General features: G+C 71.4%; 16 protein-coding genes. 9 read left to right on the plus strand and 7 right to left on the minus strand.

Annotated features, from left to right (window positions below):
- Positions 1–2 precede the first annotated feature (2 nt).
- Together E4F61_RS05335 and E4F61_RS05340 are read right to left on the minus strand one after the other, a co-directional pair.
- Positions 3–383, minus strand: coding sequence for a response regulator (locus E4F61_RS05335; RefSeq protein ID WP_133478639.1), 381 nt, complete (start codon positions 381–383; stop codon positions 3–5).
- Between the two features lie 68 nt (positions 384–451).
- Entirely contained in the window at positions 452–1723 is a 1272-nt protein-coding gene (locus E4F61_RS05340) for a TIGR03862 family flavoprotein (RefSeq protein ID WP_133478640.1), read from the minus strand.
- Between the two features lie 140 nt (positions 1724–1863).
- On the opposite strand from E4F61_RS05340, the gene E4F61_RS05345 reads away from it, so the two are divergent.
- The 5 genes from E4F61_RS05345 (at position 1864) to E4F61_RS05360 (ending at position 5453) form a co-directional block, all read left to right on the plus strand.
- Complete coding sequence (locus E4F61_RS05345; protein WP_238382808.1) at positions 1864–3444, plus strand: serine hydrolase; 1581 nt, start codon at positions 1864–1866, stop codon at positions 3442–3444.
- 55 nt (positions 3445–3499) lie between these two features.
- Positions 3500–3652 carry a hypothetical protein gene (locus E4F61_RS14655; RefSeq protein WP_162301412.1) on the plus strand — a complete coding sequence of 51 codons (153 nt, stop codon included), beginning with the start codon at positions 3500–3502 and terminating at the stop codon, positions 3650–3652.
- A gap of 55 nt (positions 3653–3707) precedes the next feature.
- Entirely contained in the window at positions 3708–4055 is a 348-nt protein-coding gene (locus E4F61_RS05350) for a hypothetical protein (protein ID WP_133478642.1), read from the plus strand.
- A gap of 45 nt (positions 4056–4100) precedes the next feature.
- On the plus strand, positions 4101–4841 hold the full coding sequence (locus E4F61_RS05355) for a sulfurtransferase (protein WP_133478643.1): 741 nt from the start codon (positions 4101–4103) through the stop codon (positions 4839–4841).
- Between the two features lie 93 nt (positions 4842–4934).
- Positions 4935–5453, plus strand: a complete 519-nt coding sequence (locus E4F61_RS05360) for a pyridoxamine 5'-phosphate oxidase family protein (protein ID WP_238382809.1) — start codon at positions 4935–4937, stop codon at positions 5451–5453.
- A 92-nt stretch (positions 5454–5545) separates the two neighbouring features.
- Here E4F61_RS05360 and E4F61_RS05365 read toward each other — a convergent pair whose 3' ends face one another.
- Positions 5546–7588 carry a DEAD/DEAH box helicase gene (locus tag E4F61_RS05365; protein WP_133478644.1) on the minus strand — a complete coding sequence of 681 codons (2043 nt, stop codon included), beginning with the start codon at positions 7586–7588 and terminating at the stop codon, positions 5546–5548.
- A 177-nt stretch (positions 7589–7765) separates the two neighbouring features.
- Here E4F61_RS05365 and E4F61_RS05370 point away from each other — a divergent pair, with 177 nt between their 5' ends.
- Positions 7766–9319, plus strand: coding sequence for a protein adenylyltransferase SelO (locus E4F61_RS05370; protein WP_425480114.1), 1554 nt, complete (start codon positions 7766–7768; stop codon positions 9317–9319).
- Positions 9320–9354: 35 nt separating this feature from the next.
- A complete protein-coding gene (locus E4F61_RS05375; protein WP_133478646.1) occupies positions 9355–11229 on the plus strand; it encodes an ATP-binding cassette domain-containing protein in 1875 nt (624 codons plus the stop codon).
- Between the two features lie 6 nt (positions 11230–11235).
- On the opposite strand, the gene E4F61_RS05380 is transcribed toward E4F61_RS05375, so the two are convergent.
- From E4F61_RS05380 to ftsY, 4 genes are read right to left on the minus strand one after another with little or no spacing between them, the layout of a single operon-like run.
- On the minus strand, positions 11236–11499 hold the full coding sequence (locus E4F61_RS05380) for an oxidative damage protection protein (protein ID WP_133478647.1): 264 nt from the start codon (positions 11497–11499) through the stop codon (positions 11236–11238).
- 1 nt (position 11500) lies between these two features.
- Positions 11501–12559, minus strand: a complete 1059-nt coding sequence (mutY, locus tag E4F61_RS05385; RefSeq protein WP_133478648.1) for an A/G-specific adenine glycosylase — start codon at positions 12557–12559, stop codon at positions 11501–11503.
- Positions 12552–13826, minus strand: a complete 1275-nt coding sequence (locus tag E4F61_RS05390) for a hypothetical protein (RefSeq protein ID WP_133478649.1) — start codon at positions 13824–13826, stop codon at positions 12552–12554. The genes mutY and E4F61_RS05390 overlap by 8 nt, the downstream gene beginning before the upstream one ends.
- A complete protein-coding gene (gene ftsY / locus E4F61_RS05395) occupies positions 13823–15190 on the minus strand; it encodes a signal recognition particle-docking protein FtsY (RefSeq protein ID WP_133478650.1) in 1368 nt (455 codons plus the stop codon). The genes E4F61_RS05390 and ftsY overlap by 4 nt, the downstream gene beginning before the upstream one ends.
- A 65-nt stretch (positions 15191–15255) precedes the next feature.
- Between ftsY and rsmD the strand changes: the two genes are divergently transcribed.
- Positions 15256–15888, plus strand: coding sequence for a 16S rRNA (guanine(966)-N(2))-methyltransferase RsmD (rsmD, locus tag E4F61_RS05400; protein WP_133478651.1), 633 nt, complete (start codon positions 15256–15258; stop codon positions 15886–15888).
- Positions 15885–16049 (plus strand): adenylyltransferase/cytidyltransferase family protein (locus E4F61_RS05405; protein WP_162301413.1); only part of this gene is annotated, 165 nt, incomplete at its 3' end. The genes rsmD and E4F61_RS05405, both read left to right, overlap by 4 nt.

Here is a 16049-nt window from a genome sequence, read left to right on the forward strand (position 1 = left end):
CCTCAGGCGTTGGCGGGAGCGAGCACGTCGGCCAGCACGCGCGCGAGCGTGTCGCGGTCGATCGGCTTCTGCAGGTAGCTCTTCGCGCCCATCGCCAGGCACTGCTCGATGTCGTTCTGCGCGCCCAGCGAGCTCAGCACGACGACCTTGGCGGCCGGATCGAGCTCGAGGATGCGCTTGAGCGCGGCCTTGCCATCGACCTTGGGCATGACGAGGTCCAGCAGGACGACGTCGGGCTTGAGCGCGAGGTACTGCTCGACGGCCCTGACGCCGTTGTCGGCTTCGCCGGCGAGCGCGTAGCCGCAGGCGTCGAGTTGCTGGGTGGTCAGCATGCGCAGCGCGCGCGAGTCGTCGCAGAGCAGAACGGTGTGGCGGTCACTCATTCGTTCGTCCTTGCGCGCATCCCGGCGCGCGCATGCCGCGGTCGACCCGGGTCGACCCTCGGACCATGCTAACGGCCGGGCCCGCCGTTCCTTGAGGCGTCGGCCGCCAGCCAGGCCACGGCCGCGCGGCCCGCGCGCAGCCCGCTCGCGAAGCAGGCCGTGAGCAAGTAGCCGCCGGTGGGCGCTTCCCAGTCGAGCATTTCGCCGGCGACGAACGAGCCCGGGCGCCGCCGCAGCATCAGGCCGTCGTCCAGCGCGTCGGGACGCACGCCCCCCGCGCTGCTGATCGCTTCCTCGATCGGCCGTGGTGACTGCAGCCGCAACGGGAGGCGCTTGATGGTCGCGGCCAGCCGCGCGGGGTCGTCCGGCAGCGGCACGCCGAGTACTTCGTGCAGCAGGCCCGCCTTGACGCCCTGCAGGCCGGCCTGTCGCCTCAGGTGTTCGCCCACGCTGCGCCCCTTGCGCGGCCGGGCGAGCGCATCGCGCAGCGCGGCCTCGTCGCGGCCCGGGGCGAGGTCCAGCACGAGCACCGCATCGCCGTCGCGCGCGATCGCCTCGCGCAGGTCGGCGGAGATCGCGTAGACGAGGCTGCCCTCGATGCCCGCCCGGCTCACCACGCACTCGCCCTGCCGCGACTGCGCGCGGCCGTCCGCAGCCGTCCAGTGCGCGACGACGGGCTTGATCGGCGCACCGGCGAAGCGCTCGGCGAAATGCGGCGTCCAGGCCACGTCGAAGCCGCAGTTCGACGGCCGCAGCGGCGCGACGTCGACGCCGGAATCGACGAACGGTGAGACCCATGCGCCATCGGAGCCGAGCTCGGGCCAGCTGCCGCCTCCGAGCGTGAACACAGTGGCCGGCGCGTGGACCTCGACGTCGCCCTGCGGCGTCTGGAACTGCAGGGCGCCGTCGTCGCGCCAGCCCGTCCAGCGATGCTGGACGTGGAAGCGCACGCCGGATTCGCGCAGGCGGCGCACCCAGCCGCGCAGCAGCGGCGCGGCCTTCAGGTCGGTGGGGAATACGCGGCCCGACGTGCCGACGAAGGTCTCGACGCCCAGCCCACGTGCCCAGTCACGCAGCGCGTCGGCATCGAAGTCGTCGAGCCAGTGCGCGACATCCGCCGCGCGCTCGCGGTAGCGCGCATCGAACGCCGGGCGCGGCTCCGAATGGGTGAGGTTGAGTCCGCCTTTGCCCGCGATGAGGAATTTGCGACCGACCGAGCCCTTCGCCTCGAACAGGTCGACCTCGACGCCCGCGGCGCGCGCGACCTCCGCGGCCATGAGGCCCGCGGGTCCACCGCCCACGACGGCGAGGCCGGGAAGTTCGATGCGCGGGATCGCCATGCCGGTGTTCGGGAAAAACGGGCGCACAGCATGCCTGCAAGGCCGTCCGCACGGTATCGTCGCCGCTTCCACCGCCGGTACGAATGCCCATGACGTTGCGCCTCGCCGCTCCGCTGCTCGCCCTCCTGCTCGTTCCCGCGATGCCCGTGACCGCGCAGGACGCGTCGCCCGCGTCGGTCGCCGACACGGCGCTGCCGGCGCAGCTCGCCGACTTCGACGCCTACGTCGCATCGGCACAGAAGCGCTTCGACGTGCCCGGCATCGCGGTCGCCATCGTCAAGGACGGCCACGTGGTGCTGGAGAAGGGCTGGGGCGTGCGCGAGCAGGGCAAGCCCGCGCCGGTGACCGCGCACACGCTGTTCGCGATCGCGTCGAACACGAAGGCGTTCACCTCCATGGCGATCTCGATGCTCGCCGACGAAGGCAAGCTGTCGCTGGACGACCGCGTCATCGACCACCTGCCGTGGTTCCGCATGTCCGATCCGTACATCACCCGGGAGATGCGCATCCGCGAGCTGCTCGCACATCGATCGGGCCTCGGCCTCGGCGCCGGCGACCTGCTGTACTGGCCGGGCACGACCTACACCGGCGAAGAGGTCGCGCGTCGCCTGAAGGACGTGCCGATCACCGGCAGCTTCCGCGGCCAGTACGCCTACGACAACATCCTGTTCGGCGTCGCGCAGCAGGTCATCGAGAAGGTCAGCGGGCAGAGCTTCCAGGCCTTCCTCGACAGCCGCATCCTCGGCCCGCTGGGCATGACCGAGACGCGCTACAACTCCGATTTCCTCAAGCCCGGCGACGACGTGGCCATCGGCCATGCTGCGTTCGATTTCAAGGACGTGCGCCCGCTCGCCGCGCCGATGACCTGGTCGAACGTCGCCGGTGCCGGCGGCATCTATTCCAGCGTGCACGACATGGCGCGCTGGATGCAGGTGAACCTCGCCGACGGCGTGATCGCGGGCGAGGGCAAGGACGCGAAGCGGCTCGTCAGCGAGGCGCGCCATCGTGGCATGTGGCAGCTGGTCACGCCGATCCCGGTGAACCCGTCGAAGGTGCCGGAACTGGCGCCGCTGACGCCGAACTTCTCCGGTTACGGCGAAGGCTGGTTCCTCTCCGACTACCGCGGCCACAAGCTCGTCTGGCACACCGGCGGCTGGCCGGGCATGGTCTCGCGCGTGACGATGGTGCCGGACCTCGGCGTCGGCGTGGTGGTGCTCACCAACGCGGAAATGGGCGGCGCGTTCAACGCATTGACCTACCGCGTGCTCGACGCCTACACCGGCGCGCCGAAGACCGACTGGGTCGCGGCGTACGGCGCGGCGCTCGACCGCCAGCGCGGCGATGCCGATGCCGGCTGGAAGAAGCACCTCGCGCAGCGCGACGCCGCGTCCAAGCCGTCGCTGCCGCTCGCGAAATACGCCGGCACGTATCGCGATCCGTGGTACGGCGACGTCATGATCGAACGCGACGGCAACGGCCTGCGCATGCGGTTCGCGAAGACGCCGGAGCTCACCGGCCGCCTGGAGCACTGGCAGCACGACAGCTTCATCGTCCGCTGGGACCAGCGCTGGCTCAATGCCGACGCGTTCGTCGATTTCGACCTCGACCACGACGGCGTCATCCGCGGCATTCGCATGGAGCCGGTGTCGCCCCTCACGGACTTCAGCTTCGACTTCCAGGACCTGCGCCTGGCGCCGGTGCCGGAACAGAAGAAGCCCTGATGCCGTTCCCCGTCACCCGCGCACAGCGCGCCGCACGCCGCCCCCGGAGCCGCCCATGAGCTGGATCGCCATCCTCATCGTCATCATCGGCCTGTACCTCGCCTTCAAAGCGGTCGGCCTCGTCATCCGCCTGCTGATCTGGGCGGTGATCCTCGGTGCCATCTACTGGCTCATCGCGCCGCACCTCGGCCTGCCGCTGCCGGGATGACGCACGCGGAGCCGCCTGCGCTAGAGTCGGCGGGAGAGCGGAAAGGGGACCGCGCATGAACTGGCACGTGTATTCCATCGGGCCGATCGACTACGGCTGGCACCAGCTGCGGACGGTGCGAGAAACGCTGGAGGTCGCGGTGGTGCCGTGCGAGGGCAGCGATCCGCGCGAGGGCCTCGATACGGCCGCATCGCTGGCATTCCTGCGGAGCTGGGAATCGGCCAAGGAGGCGGCGCTCGCGGCCGGCTGGGAAGGCGGCTTCCGGCTGGAACCGCGCGTGTTCTGGCTGCCGGACGACCTGCAGATGGCGCACGGCTTCGTGTTCAAGCAGGACCACAACGGCGCGACGTTCGTCGCCAGCCCGCAGCCGCTGCCGCACCTCGCGGCCCTCGGCGCGCGCTGAACCGGCGTACAGGGGCGCCGCGACGGCGCTCCTTACAATGGCGGGATGATCCTCAACATCGCCGCCTACCACTTCGCCCCGATCGACGATGCCGACGCATTGGCCGCGTCGCTGCATTCCGTCGCCGAGGCCGGCTGCGTGCGCGGCACGATCCTCGTCGCGCCCGAAGGCGTGAACCTGTTCCTGGCGGGCGGCGAAACCGCCGTGGATGCGGTGCTGGACGTGCTGCGCCGCGACGACCGCTTCGCCGGCCTGGGGGTCAAGCGCAGCTGGAGCGCGACGCAGCCGTTCGGTCGGCTGAAGGCCAAGGTCAAGCCGGAGATCATCACCTTCCGCCGCGACGGCACGGCGCCGCTCGACGCTCGCGCGCCCGCGGTGGATCCGGCGACGCTCGCCCGCTGGATCGCGGAGGGCCACGACGACGCAGGCCGGCGCCTCGTCCTGCTAGATACACGCAACCGCGAGGAATTCGGCTACGGCACGTTCGAGAACGCGCTGACGCTGCCGATCGGCAACTTCACCGAGCTTCCGGAAGCGCTCGCGCCGCACCGCGAGGCGCTGGCCGATGCGACCGTCGTCAGCTTCTGCACCGGCGGGATCCGCTGCGAAAAGGCCGCGCTCTGGCTGCAGGCCGACGGCATGCGGAATGTGCTGCAGCTCGACGGCGGCATCCTCGCCTACTTCGAGCAGGTCGGCGGGTTCGGCTACGCGGGCCGGTGCTTCGTGTTCGACGGCCGCGTGGCGCTCGATCCCGCGCTGAAACCGCTGGTCGACGACGCGGCCTGACCCGCGTCACCGGCGTTTCACTCCGCCTCGGCGGACGATGCGGTCCCCTTGCCGCAGCGGCGATGACGCCGCATCCAAGGAGATCACATGGACATGCGCGACGACATGCGCACCGCGGCGCCCGACCGCGAGGACAACATCCGCAAGCTGCGCGAACTGGCCAAGGGCCTGCACGTGGCGATGCTGACGACGCAGGGCGAGGACGGTCGCCTGTTCAGCCGCCCGCTCGGCGTGCAGGAGCTCGAGTTCGACGGCGACGTGTGGTTCGCCACCGGCCTCGACAGCGAGAAGGTGCGCGAAGTCGAGGCCCATCCGCAGGTCAACGTCGCCTTCGCCTCGAAGGACAACGGCACGTACATCTCGATTTCCGGCGCCGCGAGCGTGGTGCGCGATCGGGCCGAGATCGAGCGCCACTGGACCCCGGGCATGGGCGTCTACTTCAAGGACGGCAAGGACGACCCCAACCTCTGCCTGATCCGCGTGGAAGCGCAGAGCGCGGAGTACTGGGACGGTCCGGGCACGATGGCCGGCCGTGCGCTGCACTTCCTGCTTACTGCGGTGACGAAGGATCCGGGCAAGCTCTCGGACAACCAGCGCATCAACCTGCAGTGAGGTGATGCACCGGCGCGCGACCCGGATAGGCGCGCCGCGCACCACGCCGTAACGACGAGGCCGCCCGTGGGCGGCCTCGTTCGTATCCTGCGTCAGCGATCGCGTCCCGGCGGACGGCCGCGCGGCGGGCCACCCTCGAAACGCCCTCGACCCGGCGAGGGCCCGCGATCGGTGCGCGGCGGCGTGCCTTCGTCGCGGCGGATCTTCAGCTGCTGCCCGGCGACGCGCACGCGCTTGAGATGCTCCATCGTTTCGCGCGGCATGCCTTCGGGCAGGTCGATCAGCGTGAAGTGGTCGCGGATGTCGATGCGGCCGATGAAGCGGCTCTCGAGATCGGCCTCGTTCGCGATCGCGCCGACGATGTTGCCCGGCTTGACGCCGTGCACGTGGCCGACCTCGATGCGGAACGTCTCCATGCCGGACTCGGGCGCCTGACGCGGCGGGCGCTCGCGACGCGGCGGCTCGTCGAAACCTCGCTCGGCATCGTTCATGCCGCGCGGGCCGCATTCGAAACGCGGGCCCTGCAGCTCGAACTCACTGCCGGGCGCGCGCTCCGCCGGCGCACTGGGTTCACGCTCGATCCGCGGGCGCTCCGGGCGCGGGCTGCGTTCGGCGGCGGCCGGGTAAGCGTCGCCGCGCGGCGCGTATGGTCGATCGCCGGCGGGGCGCGCCGGGCGATCGTCGCGTTCGAACCGCGGACCGCGTTCGGGGCGCGCGGCACGTTGGCCATCGCGCTCGAAACGCGGTGCGCGATCGCGGGCGTCGCGTGCGTCCGGGCGCGCCGCCTGTCGCAGCGGATCGTGCCCGGTGGGCATCAGCAGCGGCGATTCGCCCTGCAGCAGGTGGGCGAGGGCCGCGGCGATCTCCACCGCGGGCACGTTGCGCTCCTGCTCGAAACGCTCGATCAGCTCGCGGTACATCTGCAGGTCGGGTGCTTCCAGCGCGTCGGAGATGCGCGAGAGGAAGCGGTCGACGCGGCGCTCGTTCACCGCCTCGATGCTCGGCGCTTCCATCGGCTCGATCGGCTGGCGCGTCGCACGTTCGATCGCGCGCAGCATGCCGCGCTCGCGGGGCGTCACGAACAGGATCGCCTCGCCGGTGCGGCCCGCGCGGCCGGTGCGCCCGATGCGGTGCACGTAGCTTTCGGTGTCGTACGGGATGTCGTAATTGAGGACGTGCGAGATGCGATCGACATCGAGGCCGCGCGCGGCGACGTCGGTCGCGACGAGCACGTCGATGCGCCCGTCCTTGAGCTGCTGCACGATCTTTTCGCGCTGCGCCTGCTGCACGTCGCCGTTGAGCGCGGCGGCGGCGATGCCGCGGGCCGCCAGCTTCTCGGCCAGCTCCTCGGTCGCGATCTTGGTGCGCGCGAACACGATCATCGCGTCGAAGCTTTCGGCTTCCAGCACGCGCGTGATGGCGTCCAGCTTGTGGTGGCCGCTCACCGACACGAAGCGCTGGCGGATGTTCGCCGCGGTCGTCGTCGTCGACTTGATCGCGATCTCGACCGGGTCCTTCAGGTGGGTCTGCGCGATGCGCCGGATCGGCGGCGGCATCGTGGCCGAGAACAACGCGACCTGGCGGGTCGGCGGCGTTGCGTCGAGCACGGCCTGCACGTCGTCGATGAAGCCCATGCGCAGCATCTCGTCGGCCTCGTCGAGCACCAGCATCGAGAGCTCGGAGAGATCGAGCGTGCCGCGCTTCATGTGGTCGATGACGCGCCCCGGCGTGCCGACGATGACGTGCACCCCGCGGCGCAGCGCCTGCAGCTGCGGCCCGTAGCCCTGGCCGCCGTAGATCGGCAGCACCTGGAAGTTCGGCAGGTAATGCGCGTATTTCTGGAAGGCCTCGGCGACCTGGATGGCCAGCTCGCGGGTGGGCGCGAGCACCAGCGCCTGCGGCTTGGTCTTGGCCGGATCGATGCGCGAGAGCACCGGCAGCGCGAACGCGGCGGTCTTGCCGGTGCCGGTCTGCGCCTGGCCGATGAGGTCGCGGCCGGCCAGCAGCGGCGGGATCGTCGCGGCCTGGATGGGCGAGGGCGTCTCGTAGCCGACATCCGCCAGCGCGCGAAGCAGCGGCGCGCCCAGGGCGAGATCGGTGAAGGAAAGGGGAGTCGGTTCGGTTTCGGCGCTCATGGCGGGATCTCGGCGCCGGGGCGGGCCGGTCGGGGGCGGCAGTCTACTCGCCCGTCCGCATTCCGGCCGTGGAAATCGTCGTCGACGCGGCCGCTGGCGCCGTCGCGGGGCGCATGACCCGTGCCCGCTAGCATGCGATGCCCGAGGCGCGGCGTCGCGCCGGAGCGACCGATGAGCCTGTCCGACCTGAAGTTCGACAACCGTTTCCTGCGCGACCTGCCCGGCGATCCTCGCGAGGGCGGCGGCGTGCGGCAGGTGCACGGCGCGGCTTGGTCGCGCGTCGATCCCGCGCCCGTGCGGGCGCCGCGGGTGCTGGCCGTCTCGCGCGAGATGCTGTCGACGCTGGGGCTGGACGAGAGGGACGCGGCCGATCCCGCGTTCGCGGAGGTCTTCGGCGGCAATGCGCTGCTGCCCGGCATGCAGCCGTACGCGTCGAACTACGGCGGCCATCAGTTCGGCCATTGGGCCGGGCAGCTCGGCGACGGGCGCGCGATCACGCTGGGGGAGACCGTCAACGCCGCCGGCGAGCGCTGGGAGCTGCAGCTCAAGGGCGCCGGGCCGACGCCCTACTCGCGCACCGCCGATGGCCGCGCCGTGCTGCGCTCGTCGATCCGCGAATTCCTGTGCAGCGAGGCCATGCACCACCTCGGCGTGCCGACCACGCGCGCGCTCAGCCTGGTCGCCACCGGCGAGGACGTGGTGCGCGACATGTTCTACGACGGCCACGCCGCGCCGGAGCCGGGTGCGGTGGTCTGCCGCGTCGCGCCGTCGTTCATGCGATTCGGGCACTTCGAGTTGCCGCCCTCGCGTGGCGACGCGCCGCTGCTGCGTGCACTGGTCGACTTCTGCATTCGGCGCGACTTCCCGCATATCGATGCGGATTCGCCCAACGCGGTCTCGAATTGGTTCGGCGAGATCTGCGAGCGCACGGCGGTGATGGTCGGCCACTGGATGCGCGTGGGCTTCGTCCACGGCGTGATGAACACGGACAACATGTCGGTGCTCGGCCTGACGATCGATTACGGCCCTTACGGCTGGATCGACGACTACGACCCCGACTGGACGCCCAATACCACCGACGCACAGCGCCGCCGCTACCGCTTCGGCCAGCAGCCCGCAGTGGCGTACTGGAACCTCGGCCGGCTGGCGTCGGCGCTCGCGGCGCTCGATCCCGACGTCGCGCCGCTGCAGGCAGGCCTCGCCCGGTTCGTCGAGGCCTACGAGCAGGCCGAGCGCGACAACGCGGTGCGCAAGCTCGGGCTCGGCCGTTTCCGCGAGGGCGACGTCGAGCTCATGGAGGCGCTGCTGGCGTGGATGCGCGGCGCGGAGGTGGACATGACGCTGTTCTTCCGCGGCCTGATCGACGTCGATCCCGCAGCGCCGGACCTCGCGCCGCTGCACGACGCGTTCTACGACGAGGCCAAGCGCGAGGCCGGCGAGCCCGCGCTGCGCGAATGGCTCGGCCGCTATGCCGCGCGCGTGGCGGACGTAGACCCGGCGCGGCGTCGCGGACAGATGCGCGAGGCCAACCCGCGCTACGTGCTGCGCAACTACCTTGCGCAGCAGGTGATCGATCGCGCCACCGCCGGCGATGCATCGGGCATCGAGGAATTGCTAGACGTCATGCGCCGTCCCTACGACGACCAGCCCGGCCGCGAGGCGTACGCGCAGCGCCGCCCGGACTGGGCGCGCCACATGGCCGGCTGCTCGATGCTCAGCTGCAGCTCGTGAGCGGTCGCCAGCGACCGACCGCGTAAACTGCGCACATGCCCCTGATCACTCTCCAGTCCGTCGACTTCAGCGTCGGCGGCCCGCTGCTGCTCGACCACGTCGACCTGTCCATCGAACCCGGCGAGCGCATCGCCGTCATCGGCCGCAACGGCGCCGGCAAGTCCACGCTGCTCAAGCTCATCGCCGGCGACCTCATGCCGGACGACGGCGAAGTGCGCTACGAAGCCGGCGTGCGCGTCGCGCGCCTCGAGCAGGAAGTGCCGGCCGATACGGCGGGCGACGTGTTCGACGTGGTCGCCGCCGGCCTGGGCGAGCAGGGCGAACTGCTCGCGCGTTTCCACCACCTCAGCCACGCCGCCGAGATCGACGCGCACGCGCTCGCGGAGGTCCAGTCGCGCATCGAAGCGCTGGGCGCGTGGTCGCTCGAGCAGCGCGTCACCGAAACGCTCACGCGGCTGTCCATCGACGGCGAGCGGCCGTTCGCCGGCCTGTCAGGCGGCATGCGCCGGCGCGTGATGCTCGCGCGCTCGCTGGTCTCGCAGCCCGACGTGCTGCTGCTGGACGAGCCCACCAACCATCTCGACATCGAATCCATCGACTGGCTCGAGGGCTTCCTCAAGGGCTGGCGCGGCACGCTGGTCTTCATCACCCATGACCGCCGCTTCATGCGCGCGCTGGCCACGCGCATCGTCGAGATCGACCGTGGCGCGCTGACCAGCTGGCCCGGCGACTGGGACAACTACCTGCGCCGGCGCGAGGAGCGGCTGCATTCGGAAGCGCAGGAAAACGCGCGCTTCGACAAGCTGCTGGCGCAGGAGGAAGTCTGGATCCGCCAGGGCATCAAGGCCCGCCGCACGCGTGACGAAGGCCGCGTGCGTCGCCTGAAGGCGATGCGAGACGAGCGCGCGCAGCGCCGCGAGCAGACCGGAAAGGTGCGCATGGAGGCCGCGCAGGGCGACGCCTCGGGTCGCAAGGTGATCGAGGCGAAGAACGTCTCGGTGTCGCTGGGCGGCCGCGCCATCCTGCGCGACGTGTCGACCACGATCATGCGCGGCGACCGCATCGGGCTGATCGGTCCCAACGGCAGCGGCAAGACGACGCTGCTGAAGACGCTGCTCGGCGACCTGGTGCCGGACAGCGGGGAAGTGCGACTGGGCAGCAACCTGCAGATCGCCTACTTCGACCAGTACCGCGCCACGCTCCGAGAGGACTGGAACGCGATCGAGAACGTCGCCGAAGGCCGCGAGTTCGTCGAGCTCAACGGCAAGCGCAAGCACGTCATCGGCTACCTGCAGGACTTCCTGTTCACGCCCGAACGCGCGCGCGCGCCGATCACGCGGCTGTCGGGCGGCGAGCGCAATCGCCTGCTGCTGGCGCGCCTGTTCGCGCAGCCGTCGAATTTGCTGGTGATGGACGAACCCACCAACGACCTCGACGTCGAGACGCTGGAGCTGCTGGAAGACCTTCTTGGCGATTACGCGGGCACGCTGCTGCTGGTCAGCCACGACCGCGACTTCCTCGACAACGTGGTGACCTCCACGCTGGTGATGGAAGGCGACGGTCGCGTCGGCGAGTACGTCGGCGGCTACACCGACTGGCTGCGCCAGCGCGGCGCGGACGACGGCACGGCCCGGGCGGCTGCGCGCGAATCGGCGAAGCCGGTCGCGGCCGCCCCCGTGGCCGCGCCTGCCAAGCGCAAGCTCAGCTTCAAGGAAACCCGCGAGCTCGAGTCGCTGCCGGCCTTGATCGAGACGCTGGAAGGCGAGGTCGCCACGCTCACGGAGGCGCTGTCGGACCCGCAGTTCTATTCACGGGACGCCGCGGCGATCACCGCACACAACGCGAAGCTGGCCGACACGCAGTCGCGGCTGGATGCCGCCTACGCGCGCTGGAGCGAACTCGACGGCTGACGTGCGCTAAGGCGTGAAGCCAGGCGCGTTGTCGACCTCGCCGCCGAACAGGAATTTCTCCATCTGTTCGGCGAGGTAGGCGCGGTGCTTCGGGTTCATCGGCGACAGCCGGTTCTCGTTGATCAGCATCGTCTGGTGCGCAAGCCACGCGGCCCACGCCTGCTTGCCGACGCTCGCGAATACGCGTTGGCCGAGCTCGCCCGGCCACGGCACGTAATCGAGGCCCTCGTCCTCGCGCTTGAGCCAGACGCAGTCGACGGTACGTGGCATGTCAGTTCTCGAAGAGGCGGGTGAGGAGGGCGCGGATCGGCGCCGGGATGCCGAACGATGCGAGGTCGGCGGCCGATACCCAGGCCGATTCGCCGTCGTCGGCGATGAGTGCGGCACGCTCGACGCGGTGCAGCCGCGACCTGAGTGTCAGATGGTAGTGCGAGAAGCCGTGCGCGACGTCGTCGAGGCACATCTCCAGCGGCACATCACCTGCGTGGCGTGACAGCCAACCGTCCGCCGCCTGCGCGTCGTCGAACTGCGGCAGCGACCACAGCGACGCCCAGACGCCGGTCGGCGCGCGGCGCTGCAGCAGGATGCGGCCGTCCGCATCGCGCAGTACCAGCACGACGGCCTCGCGGCGCGGCAGTTCCTTCGACGGTCGCGGCGTCGGCAGCTCGTCCTGCCGCCCTTCGATGCGGGCGACGCAGTCGGCCTGCAGCGGGCAGACGATGCAGGCCGGGCGGCTGCGCGTGCAGAGCGTGGCGCCGAAATCCATCTGCGCTTGGGTGTAATCGGCGAGGCGGTCGTCAGGCAGCGCCGGGTCACCGGCATGCGCCTGCGCGAAGGCCCAGAGCTGCTTCTCGACGCGCGGCGCGCCGGGCCAGCCGTCGATGCCGTGGAAGCGCGCGAGCACGCGCTTGACGTTGCCGTCGAGGATGGCGTGGCGATCATTCCAGGCCTGAGACGCGATCGCCGCCGCGGTGCTGCGGCCGATGCCGGGCAGCGCGGCGAGCGCATCCACGGCGCGGGGCAGTTCGCCGCCGTGGCGCTCCATGCAGAGCTGCGCCGCCGCGTGCAGGTTGCGCGCACGCGTGTAGTAGCCGAGCCCCGACCACAGCGCGAGCACGCGATCGAGCGGCGCGGCCCCGAGCGCGGGCAGGTCGGGCAGCGCCGACACGAAGCGCTCGAAGTACGGAATGACGGTGGCGACCTGCGTCTGTTGCAGCATCACTTCCGACAGCCAGACGCGGTACGGGGTGCGCGGGTGCTGCCAGGGCAGGTCGTGGCGGCCGGCGACGTCGAACCAGGCGAGCAGGCGCGTCGCGAAGGTGTCAGTCATCGCTGAATTCGACTTCGACGCCTTCGAGCGTCGCGCCGGGAATTTCCAGCCGCGGGGTGCTCACGCGGCCGTCCAGCGGGGGCAGGGGCGTTCCGCTAGGCGGCGCGTCGAGCCACGCGAGCACCCGCGGCAAGCGAAGGCGCCCGTCGAACCGCGTCGCGCCGGATGCCAAGCGCAGCGCGGTTTCGCCCGACAGGTCCGTCGGGCCGGCGTAGTCGAGGTGCAGGGGCAGCGGTCCTCGCGGCCGGCCGATCGGACTCGGCAGCGCGGGCCAACTCTGCGGCCAGCGTTCGATGCGACCGTCGAGCCGCAGCGACAGCGACGACGTCCAGTCCAGCGAGCCGCCCGCCCGCAGGTCGGGAATCGCGCCGCCGCGCTGCAGGGCGAGCCCGAACGGGGCGATGTGCAGGCCTTTGACGTAGCGCGCGTCGCCGGCGATGCCGAGGTCGAAAGGCAGGCTCGTCGACTTCGAGACATAACGCGCCTGCGCGCGCAGCACCATGGCATGCAGCGCGAGCGCCGGGCTCGCGTCGGGTCGGCCGCGGAGCACGACGTCGAGCGGCATGCGCCAATCCGGTCGTTCCACCACGACATCGCCGGCAACGCCGAGTCCGGCCGGCATTTCCGGGCGCGCGAGCGTGGCCGCGACGTCGAACGGCATGCGCGTCTCGCCGGCCTGCATGCGCCCGCGGAGCCGCGCACGCACCGGCTTGCCGGGCGCGAGGCTCGGCACGTCCGCGCGCAGGCCGTCGATCGTCCAGCCTTCGCCGATGACGCGGCCTTCGGTGATGGCCAGTCCGTCGGTGAGCGTGGGCGTCGGCCGTTGCGGCGTCGGCGGGCGCGTGGCGAGCCAGCGCTGCAGCGCGGAGACGTCGAGCGTCGGTCGATCCAGTTCGATGCGGTGGACCGTGATCTCGCGGCCGCGCGACTTGATCGTCGACCACGGCACCGACAACAACAGGCGGTCGGCGGTGAGCAGCGGCGAGGCGTCGCCCTCGCGCTGAGCCGTCACGTCCCGCAGCACCAGCTGCGGCGTGCCGCGCAACGTGTATTCGCTGACGCCGCGCGCGGTGATGCGCAGGCCGAGCGCGCTTCCCGCCTGCGCCAGTACGAGGTTCGCCACCTGCTGCGGCCGCGATGCCCAGCGGGCGAGCCCCGCGAGCAGTGCGACCACCACCACCACCGCGATGAGCAGCAGACGACCGCGCGAGCGCCGGCCCGGCGATTCGCCGCGGGGTGCCGCCTCGGGGCCGGGATCCGCCGTCATCCGGCGCCGAGCGACTCCGGCAGCAGGGCGTCGACGAACGCGGCCGCGTCGAACACGCGCAGGTCCTCCGGGCGTTCGCCGATGCCCGCGAAGCGGATCGGGATGCCGAACTCGCGCGCGAGCGCGAACACCACGCCGCCCTTGGCCGTGCCGTCCAGCTTGGTGACAACGAGGCCCGTCACGCCGATCGCCGCATTGAACTGGCGAAGCTGCGAGATCGCGTTCTGCCCCGTGGTGCCGTCGATCACCAGCAGCACCTCGTGCGGCGCGGCCGGGTCGAGCTTCTGCAGCACGCGCTTGATCTTGCCGAGCTCGGCCATCAGGCCCTGCTGCGTGTGCAGCCGGCCCGCGGTGTCGGCGATCAGCACCTCGGTGCCGCGCGCCTTCGCCGCCTGCAGCGCATCGAAGGCGACCGACGCGGCGTCCGCGTTCTGGCCCTGCGCGATCACCGCCACACCGTTGCGGTCGCCCCAGGCCTGAAGTTGCGCGACCGCCGCGGCGCGGAAGGTGTCGCCGGCGGCCAGCATCAACGGGCGGCCCTCATCCTTGAAGCGCTTGGCGAGCTTGCCGATCGTCGTGGTCTTGCCCACGCCGTTGACGCCGATCGTGAGCAGGACGAAAGGCTTCGCCGCACGATCGATGACGAGCGGCCTCGCGACGGGCTCTAGCATCGCCAGCAGGTCCGCGCGCAGGGCGGCGAGCAGCGCGTTCGCGTCGGTGAACTCGCGCGACTTCATCCGCTTGCGCAGGTCGTCGACCAGTTCGGTCGTCGCGGTTACGCCGACGTCCGCGGTGAGCAGTGCGGTCTCGATCTCGTCGAGCAGGTCGTCGTCGAGCTTCGGATTGCGGGAAAAAAGCCCGCTGATCGACCGGGTGAACGTGTTGCCGCGAAGACGGTCGAGCCAGCCGCGCTTGCCCGCGGCAGCGGCCGGCACGGTCGGCACCGCGCCGGTGACATCCGGTTCGATCGGCGCTGGCGCCGACGGCATCGATTCGAGCGGGGCCGTGAAAACCGCGGCCGGTGCGGGTCGCGCGTGCGCTGCCTCCGTCTCGCGCATCGAACGAGCTTCGGCATCCGCAGCCTTGGCCTCGCGCGCGGTGGGCGCCTCGGCGGCGAGCCATTCCGCGGCAGGCGCGCTGGCCGCGGGATCGTTGACGGTTGCCTCGACGGACGACTCGGCCCGCGCCGTGGAATCCTCGGCCGATTCGACGGCCGCGCCGGCCGTGGCCTGCGGAGTCGCTTCGGCGTCGGCCACGTCGGCGGGCGCCTGCGACTCCTGCCCGGGGAACGCCGCGGCGAGTTCCTCGACCGACAGTCGACGCTCGGGCTCGTTCGGCTTCTTGCGGCGCAGGAAACTCAGCATCGGCAGGCGTCGGAATTGGGGGAAAATGGGCGCGACATGCTAGCACCGGCCCCCCGACACCCCCGATGAACAAGCCCGCGGGAAAGATCCGCCTCATCGGCGGCCACTGGCGCGGCACGCGCCTGGACGTGCCGGCGTCTCCCGGTCTGCGGCCCACCGGCGACCGCGTCCGCGAGACGCTGTTCAACTGGCTGATGCCGTACCTGCCGGGCGCGCGCGTGATCGACGTGTTCGCGGGTACAGGCGCGCTCGGCCTCGAAGCGCTGTCGCGCGGCGCGGCCGACGCCGTGTTGATCGAGCGCGACGCCGCACTCGCGTCCTCGCTGCGCGGCACGCTCGGCCGCCTCGATGGCGGCGCGCGCGGGCGCGTGGTGCAGGGCGACGCGCTCGCGTGGCTGGCCGGCACCGCGGAGACGTTCGACATCGCCTTCGTCGATCCGCCGTTTGCAGGCGGGCTCTGGACGCGCGTGTGGCCGGCCCTCGCGCCGCGCCTGGCGCCCGACGCGCTGGTGCACGTCGAGTCCCCCACCGACGTCGACCCTGGCGTGCCGGACCACTGGGCGCTGCACCGCGAAGGCCGCACCCGCGAGGTCCGCCATGCGCTCTACCGCGTCCCGGCGGCGGGGCCAGCGGCCGCTGCTACACTCGATCCCGATCCGGCGGCCGGGGAGCCGTCGTCCCGATGCGAGAACCCATGAGCGCGGCCCGCAACCGCACCGCCGTCTATCCCGGCACCTTCGATCCGATCACCAACGGGCACGTCGACCTCGTCGACCGCGCGGCGCCGCTGTTCGAGCGCCTGGTGATCGGCGTCGCCGAGAGCCCGTCGAAAGGGCCGGCGATGCCGCTTGCACAGCGC

Origin of the sequence: Cognatilysobacter segetis, from assembly GCF_004359965.1 — a bacterium.
In the GTDB taxonomy this organism is placed as follows: Bacteria; Pseudomonadota; Gammaproteobacteria; order Xanthomonadales; family Xanthomonadaceae; genus Cognatilysobacter; species Cognatilysobacter segetis.

Excerpts from the sequence above, each read along its gene's own strand:
- E4F61_RS05340 (WP_133478640.1), bottom strand. The coding sequence starts at position 1,723 with ATGGCGATCCCGCGCATCGAACTTCCCGGCCTCGCCGTCGTGGGCGGT.
- E4F61_RS05365 (WP_133478644.1), bottom strand. The coding sequence starts at position 7,588 with ATGAGCGCCGAAACCGAACCGACTCCCCTTTCCTTCACCGATCTCGCC.
- rsmD (WP_133478651.1), top strand. The coding sequence starts at position 15,256 with ATGAACAAGCCCGCGGGAAAGATCCGCCTCATCGGCGGCCACTGGCGC.
- E4F61_RS05350 (WP_133478642.1), top strand. The coding sequence starts at position 3,708 with ATGAACTGGCACGTGTATTCCATCGGGCCGATCGACTACGGCTGGCAC.
- E4F61_RS05380 (WP_133478647.1), bottom strand. The coding sequence starts at position 11,499 with ATGCCACGTACCGTCGACTGCGTCTGGCTCAAGCGCGAGGACGAGGGC.
- E4F61_RS05390 (WP_133478649.1), bottom strand. The coding sequence starts at position 13,826 with ATGACGGCGGATCCCGGCCCCGAGGCGGCACCCCGCGGCGAATCGCCG.
- E4F61_RS05375 (WP_133478646.1), top strand. The coding sequence starts at position 9,355 with ATGCCCCTGATCACTCTCCAGTCCGTCGACTTCAGCGTCGGCGGCCCG.
- ftsY (WP_133478650.1), bottom strand. The coding sequence starts at position 15,190 with ATGCTGAGTTTCCTGCGCCGCAAGAAGCCGAACGAGCCCGAGCGTCGA.
- E4F61_RS05345 (WP_238382808.1), top strand. The coding sequence starts at position 1,864 with ATGCCCGTGACCGCGCAGGACGCGTCGCCCGCGTCGGTCGCCGACACG.
- E4F61_RS05355 (WP_133478643.1), top strand. The coding sequence starts at position 4,101 with ATGATCCTCAACATCGCCGCCTACCACTTCGCCCCGATCGACGATGCC.
- E4F61_RS05360 (WP_238382809.1), top strand. The coding sequence starts at position 4,935 with ATGCGCGACGACATGCGCACCGCGGCGCCCGACCGCGAGGACAACATC.
- mutY (WP_133478648.1), bottom strand. The coding sequence starts at position 12,559 with ATGACTGACACCTTCGCGACGCGCCTGCTCGCCTGGTTCGACGTCGCC.
- E4F61_RS05335 (WP_133478639.1), bottom strand. The coding sequence starts at position 383 with ATGAGTGACCGCCACACCGTTCTGCTCTGCGACGACTCGCGCGCGCTG.
- E4F61_RS14655 (WP_162301412.1), top strand. The coding sequence starts at position 3,500 with ATGAGCTGGATCGCCATCCTCATCGTCATCATCGGCCTGTACCTCGCC.